Annotated in this window: 6 protein-coding genes; all 6 read left to right on the forward strand. The window is 44.8% G+C overall.

Going from position 1 to position 6,393, the window contains the following annotated elements:
• Positions 1-344: 344 nt before the first annotated feature.
• The 6 genes from J2Z66_RS20750 (at position 345) to J2Z66_RS20775 (ending at position 5,893) form a co-directional block, all read left to right on the forward strand.
• Positions 345-1,433 carry an ABC transporter ATP-binding protein gene (locus J2Z66_RS20750; RefSeq protein WP_209973897.1) on the forward strand — a complete coding sequence of 363 codons (1,089 nt, stop codon included), beginning with the start codon at positions 345-347 and terminating at the stop codon, positions 1,431-1,433.
• Positions 1,426-2,142, forward strand: coding sequence for an ABC transporter permease subunit (locus J2Z66_RS20755; protein ID WP_209973899.1), 717 nt, complete (start codon positions 1,426-1,428; stop codon positions 2,140-2,142). The genes J2Z66_RS20750 and J2Z66_RS20755 overlap by 8 nt, the downstream gene beginning before the upstream one ends.
• Positions 2,143-2,146: 4 nt before the next feature.
• Positions 2,147-3,538 (forward strand): GldG family protein, encoded by a 1,392-nt coding sequence (locus J2Z66_RS20760; protein WP_209973902.1) that lies wholly within the window; start codon positions 2,147-2,149, stop codon positions 3,536-3,538.
• Positions 3,535-4,464 (forward strand): DUF4340 domain-containing protein, encoded by a 930-nt coding sequence (locus tag J2Z66_RS20765; RefSeq protein ID WP_209973904.1) that lies wholly within the window; start codon positions 3,535-3,537, stop codon positions 4,462-4,464. The genes J2Z66_RS20760 and J2Z66_RS20765 overlap by 4 nt, the downstream gene beginning before the upstream one ends.
• A 150-nt stretch (positions 4,465-4,614) precedes the next feature.
• On the forward strand, positions 4,615-4,836 hold the full coding sequence (locus tag J2Z66_RS20770) for a hypothetical protein (protein ID WP_245375699.1): 222 nt from the start codon (positions 4,615-4,617) through the stop codon (positions 4,834-4,836).
• Positions 4,837-4,870: 34 nt separating this feature from the next.
• A complete protein-coding gene (locus tag J2Z66_RS20775) occupies positions 4,871-5,893 on the forward strand; it encodes a spore coat protein (protein WP_209973908.1) in 1,023 nt (340 codons plus the stop codon).
• Positions 5,894-6,393: the final 500 nt, after the last annotated feature.

Genomic DNA, 6,393 nt, shown 5'->3' on the forward strand with positions numbered 1-6,393 from the left:
CTCATCCATTCCAATCAAGGGAACAAATCTTTAACAGCGGCTGGAGCCCACAGCCATTCCCTCCCTCCATGCACCAACGTCACGAACACGCTCCTCAAAGGACGCCGCCAGGCGTTATTTTCAAAGGGGAGAATTGATCATTGGAGCTAACAAAGATAACTCAGGGGACTACTGTATCCATTGAAGTATTAGATGAAGTATTGGGAAAATTTCAAAGACGATCGTTCACATTTCTGACACATATTTTTAATCTTATATTCAGATTCATTTAATGTAGGTTTATTCTTTGATCGTTATATTGAGTTTGATTATAGCTCTTTAGAAAGAATGGGAGGGTTCACAAGGTGCTCGAAGTGAAGCAGGTCAGTAAGTTATACGAGAATCAACGCGGTGTACACAATATTGATTTTTCCATGCAGCGCGGCGAGATCGTCGGGTTTTTGGGACCGAACGGGGCCGGGAAAACAACTACGATGCGAATGATAACCGGATATCTGAATCCAACACATGGACAAATTCAGGTGGACGGGCTGTCTATGGCTGATCACCCGAAGAAGGCACGGAGAAAAATTGGGTATTTACCAGAAACGCCACCCCTTTACCCAGAGATGACGGTACAATCTTATTTGAATTTTATTGCCAATTTGAGGGATGTGCCAGTCAGAGATCAAAAGAAACGGATTAGTGACGTCATCGGCAAGCTCGGCTTGGATGGGCGTGAACGTCAAGTGATTCGCGGTTTGTCCAAAGGTTACAAGCAGCGTCTTGGATTAGCCCAGGCGATTGTGCATGAGCCGGATCTGCTGATTCTTGATGAGCCTACTTCGGGACTGGATCCCAAGCAGATTATTGAGATTCGTCAGCTTATTCACGAGCTGGGGGAGAAGCATACTGTGCTGCTCAGCACGCATATTTTGCCGGAAATTAATGCGATCTGTAACCGTGTGCTAATCATCAATCAAGGACGTGTCGTACTCGACGAGCAGCCAGAAAATCTTGGCCGGACTATGGGCGAGACTTTTGAGGTTTCATTGGAAGTTAAAGGTCCGCGTGAGCAAGTTATTGAGCAGCTATATGGAATAGCGACTGTAGCATCAGTGAAGGTACAGGATGGGGAAGGCACCGCAGAGAAGACTGCTGAGGCGAACAGCGAAGCTATGAACGATAACGCCATTTATGCTGAGAGAGATGTTGCAAACGATGGTGTAAACCATGCCGCAAGCAGTGAAATCAAGGGTTCCGTGGATGGTACTTCCGAGTCCGTGAGACTTCTAGTTACTTCAGTTGAGCATACGGATATACGGGAAGCTCTATTTTATCGCATGGCTCAAGCGGGTTATCCGATTCTGGAGATGAAGCGTGAGAGCTTAAGCCTTGAGGATATATTCCTGAAGCTGACGACCGACGAGCCGGAGGTGGATGCGGATGCGTAGGATGTGGGCGATTTGCTCGAAGGAACTGCAGATGTACTTCTTTTCACCAGTTGTATATGTTGCGTTTGCTTTTTATGTATTGCTTTCGAGCTTTTTCTTTTATGTGAACTTTGTCAGCTCGCAACCCGCTATTGTAGATGCACGCTACGTTGTGGGCAACACGACTTTTATATTCTTGTTCATCATTCCTCTGCTTACTATGAGGTTAGTTGCCGATGAATTCCGTCAGGGTACTGACGAGCTATTGCTTACTTCCCCTGCCGGAATTGGTGAGATTGTTTTTGGAAAATATTTGGCAGCTCTGATCGTGCAGGTTCTGCTTGTTGTTATTAGCCTTATTTATCCGCTGATTATGTCAGGCTTTGGCACGCTGGATCAGTCTATACTTTGGCTTTCTTATTTAAGCATGTTTCTGCTGGGGGCGGCGATGATGGCGATTGGCTTATTCGCTTCCAGCTTGACGAGTAATCAAATGGTGGCGGGCATTGCGGGATTTGTTATTTTGCTGATGCTCTGGTTGATTGAATGGCTTAGCGATAGCTTTGGCGGGAAGCTCAAGGAGTGGATTGGCCAGTTTTCACTAACCAGTCATACCGTGAATTTGCAGAAGGGCGTGCTGCATGGCGGCGATATTCTTTTTTATGTGACGCTTGCTGCTGTCTTTATTGTTCTGAGTATTCAAGTTCTTGAAAGAAAGCGGTGGAGGTGAGCATATGAATAAATGGATACGTGGAACGAATGCGGTCGTATTCTCTGCTGCCGTCGTCGGTATTTTTATCATTCTGACGATTTTTCTTCACTCGATCAAAGGCTTTCAGCTTGATATGACCAAGAACAAGAGCTTTACCTTGTCTGATCAGACGATCAGTACGCTGAGCAAACTGGATAAGGACATTCATATCGTTGTATTTACCAACCCCAGTGTGGATCCCTATATAACTCGTCAGGTGACAGATCTGATCCAGCAATATAAGGTACGGAGCAGCAAGGTCACTTATGAGGAATTTGATATGCTCAAGCAGCCTTCCAAGGCTAAGCAGTATGGAGTGGATGCCAATGGGACCGTGATTTTCGAGAGCGGAGATCAAAAGAGGGTTGTTAACTTCTATGAAGTATTCATAGCGGGAGAGCAGCAGGACGGCTCTTACCGGTTCAGCGGAGAAGAGAAATTTACCCAGGCATTAACCAGTCTGACCTCTACTGAAAAACATAGTGTGTATGTGCTTTCAGGACATGAGGAAATTCCTTTGAACCAGTTGACTGCTTTGAGCGCCAGCCTGGAGGGAGCTAATTATGTCGTCAAGGATCTTAATTTGTATCGCGAGGGAAAGATTCCAGATGACGCCGAAATGCTGCTTTTGTTAGGACCACAAACAGATATAAACGACAAAGAGGCTGAGTTGATCAACGCTTATCTGGACGACAAGGGCAAAATATACTTAGCGCTGGGCTTTAACAAGGATATGAAGACGGCCTGGAAAAATATTGACGGCATCATGAAAAGGTATGGTGTCAACAATGAACATGCAGTTGCGATCGAAGAAAAGCAGACTTCGTTGTTTGATCCGCTAACGATCATTCCAGAGTATGGGACACATGAAATTACGCAGAAGCTTGCCGATTATAATTTGTTAACGAACATGGCCCTTGCCATACCATTGAATGCAGATGCGGAAAATGCAGACTGGACCACTACGGCACTGCTGGATACAACTGCAGATGCTTACGGTGAGACGGATATTGCTTTATTAATGCAGTCCCAGACCAAGCAGGATGATAAGGATATTAAAGGTCCACTTCATTTAGGTTATGCTGTAGAAAATAAAGAGAAGCAGCCGAAAGCTGTCATTCTTGGAAGCTCAACCTTTCTGATGGATCAAGAAATTTTGACACAGGGCAATAAAGATTTTGCGTTGAATAGCATTGGCTGGCTTCAGGAGCAGACGGATCAGGTTACGATTCGGCCTCGTGAAGGTGAGGCTTATCAGGAAGCACTCATTACTTTGGGGCAAGCGAATACGATATTTTACACTACGCTTGTAGCTTTACCGCTCTTGTTCCTGCTATTTGGGGGATTTGTCTGGTGGAGGAGGAAACGCGGATGAAGCGGCTAATTCCTACTATTTTGCTGGTGATTGTCTGTATCGGAGGGTTCTGGTATGCCTCTAGTCATGACTTTTTCAGAGAGAAAATAGAAGAGCCACAAGTGCTGCTTCCTGTTAAGAAAGAAGAAGTACAATCGGTTAGCATACAGACAACAGAGAATCAGATTGAGCTGCAGAACAAGGAAAATGGCTGGTTTATGGACAAGCCGTCCCCGCTGCCGCTGAATCAGAATCAAATTAATAGCTGGATCGATACGTATGGGATGTTAACTTCGGATGCAGTAATTGAGGAAAACGCTGCAGATCTTTCTGTGTATGGATTGGATAAACCCTCACAGGTATATAAGGTGACGATGAAGGACGGCTCAGTTAACGTGCTGCAGGTAGGAGAGTCGCTCCCGATTCAAGGCTATCTATATGCTAAATTAGAGGGCACATCTACTGTATATCAGGTCAGCGAACAAAGTATAAGCTCTTTGAATAAGAAAGCCTTCGATTTTATGGATGCAAGTCCGGTTAAATTCGATAATGATCAGGTGCAGGGTATTAAGTTCACATGGAAGGGCAAGAGCTGGTCCTTAACGAAGACGGATAAGGATACTACAGCAGCCGGAGCGGCTTGGAAGCTGGGAGAGAAGGAGCTGGCAGGCTCAGATGCTGCAGTGCTGCTTAATCAGTTGACTTTCCTTTCTACGGCCGAAGCGGCTAAGCCTGCTGCAGAAATTTCTTTGGAAGCGGCCGAGTTGAACGTGGAAATAAGCTTATCTGCTGAAGGTAAGGAAACGACAGAGAAGTATCAAGGCAAGCTTGATGCAGACCCTGGAGAAAAGCTGTGGCTAGTGAAGCAAGGCGGAGATTGGGCTTATGCCATTTCTACAGCCGATATTCAAGCGCTCGCTGATGCATTAGAGGAAAAAACAAAATAAAGATAAACAAAATAAGAAATAAACAGGTGCGAAAAAGCAGGAAAAGATGAGGTTCATCTTTTTCTTGCTTTTTTTTCTTTTTTGGATACATAAAAGGGAAATTTTTGGTAACCCTAATATTGTCAATACATGAAAGGAGGGAATCTGCATATGCAAAATCAAGGAAATCAGTCGCTTTCTGCCAAGGAATTTGCTTACATATCCGATTCGTTCAAGAACGAAGAGCTGCTTACCAAGCTTTGTGTGCAGGGTGCTGTAGAATGTCAAACCCCATCCTTAAAGCAAACCCTGGTTCAGCTATCTCAAGAGCGTCTACAAAATGCCAGCGTACTTACTAATGCCTTACAACAGCAGTCGGGGATTACCCACTAATTTGATAGTTACACACTTAGGAGGTGCATAGCACTTGTACCAGCAAAACCCATACCAACAACAAGGCTACGGCGGTCAGCATAATCAAGGATTGCAAAACCAAGCTCAACAAAGCCAAGGTTTTCAGAACCAAGTACAGCAGAACCAAGCTCAACATAACCAATCTCAACAAAACCAGTCTCAACTGAACCAAGGTCAGCAGCAAAATCAAGGCCAACAGGTTTACCTGCAGGAGCAGGACCTGGCAAATTTTGTTTTGTCCGAGCTAAAACGGACAGCCAGAGAATATACAACAGCGATTCTTGAATCAAGCAATCCGCAGGTTCGTCAGGCTTTCCAATTTTTGCTGCAAAAAACGTTACAGAATCAGGCTGTTTTGTACCAGGAAATTCAAAGTCTTAACGAATATGGACAGATCCCTAAGGCTCCGCAGCAAGAATTGCAGCAGGAACTGCAGAAGCAAAGTCAAGCAGCAGCGAAGCTGCAATCCTTTGTCCAGCAAAACCTTAGCGGAGGTCAGCAGGGCTGGCAGCAGCAGAATCAACAAAACCAACAAAATCAAAACCAACAAATTCATCAGCCAAGCTCGGTAATAGGCTCGAAGCCATCATTCCAGTCTGGTGCTCAGCCTCAATCGGCAACTTCGTTCCCGCTATCGGCTCAAGCTAATTCACACCAATCCCAGCAGCCTTTTCAACAACAGTCCCAACAGTCTCAACAATCCCAGCAATTACTGCAATCGCAGTATTCGCAGCAATCACATCAGATTCCGAATTCTCAGAACTCTCAAGGTTTCGGACAGCAGCAAGGAAGTAACTTCGAATCGGGATATGGGAGCGGCTCGGCTTTTGGGCAGAGCCAAGCGAATTCAACCGCTCATACTGGCAGCGCTGGGCTAAAATCAGGCCCAACTTTCTATGCAAGTTCCGCTTCGCAGTCAGAGTCGGATAAAGGTGCAGCACAATCTGCTTTCAGTGGACTTAGTGCACAAGCTGGACAAAGCAGTGAAAGCTCTGCCAGTCACAGTAAGCACGAGGGCAGCAAATACAGCTTCTAAAGTAAGCTGTATTTAAATCAGGCTAGAAGCCGTGGAGAGGTGTAATTGCTCTCTATGGCTTTTTTGTTGTCTTAAAGTGTAAGTTTTGAAGAAAGCAAGCCTGGGGTGGAATGAAGTCTGTAAGGAAATCCAAAATTTCATTGTATTCACTATCCCCTTCACTCAGAAACCAGGCGCCCGCTAGCTGTTCGTTTGAACGTGGCCCCGAATTGAGTGTGTGTTTTACTTTAACGATGTTTTTGATCATTAAAGCAATGTTTCCAGGTCAATCCTTCACGTTAACGATCAAAAACATTGTTAAAAGAGGACGGATGACCTCTCAGGCTGGTTAAAGGGGATTTTAATGATATTTTTCATCGTTAAATGAAGAATAAGGAGAGGACCCAGTGCTTTAACGATGAAAAACACATTAAGCATGCATTGAATCTGACATGAAATGTAATGAAGAATAATTTACTAAATAAGGTAAATTATGATGATCTTTTCATGGACAAAAACAA

It is taken from the genome of Paenibacillus eucommiae (assembly GCF_017874215.1).
GTDB classification, from domain to species: domain Bacteria; phylum Bacillota; class Bacilli; order Paenibacillales; family NBRC-103111; genus Paenibacillus_AI; species Paenibacillus_AI eucommiae.

What these genes read in the sequence shown, in the direction of transcription:
- J2Z66_RS20755 (WP_209973899.1), top strand. Translation starts at nt 1,426, where the DNA reads ATGCGTAGGATGTGGGCGATTTGCTCGAAGGAACTGCAGATGTACTTC.
- J2Z66_RS20760 (WP_209973902.1), top strand. Translation starts at nt 2,147, where the DNA reads ATGAATAAATGGATACGTGGAACGAATGCGGTCGTATTCTCTGCTGCC.
- J2Z66_RS20765 (WP_209973904.1), top strand. Translation starts at nt 3,535, where the DNA reads ATGAAGCGGCTAATTCCTACTATTTTGCTGGTGATTGTCTGTATCGGA.
- J2Z66_RS20770 (WP_245375699.1), top strand. Translation starts at nt 4,615, where the DNA reads ATGCAAAATCAAGGAAATCAGTCGCTTTCTGCCAAGGAATTTGCTTAC.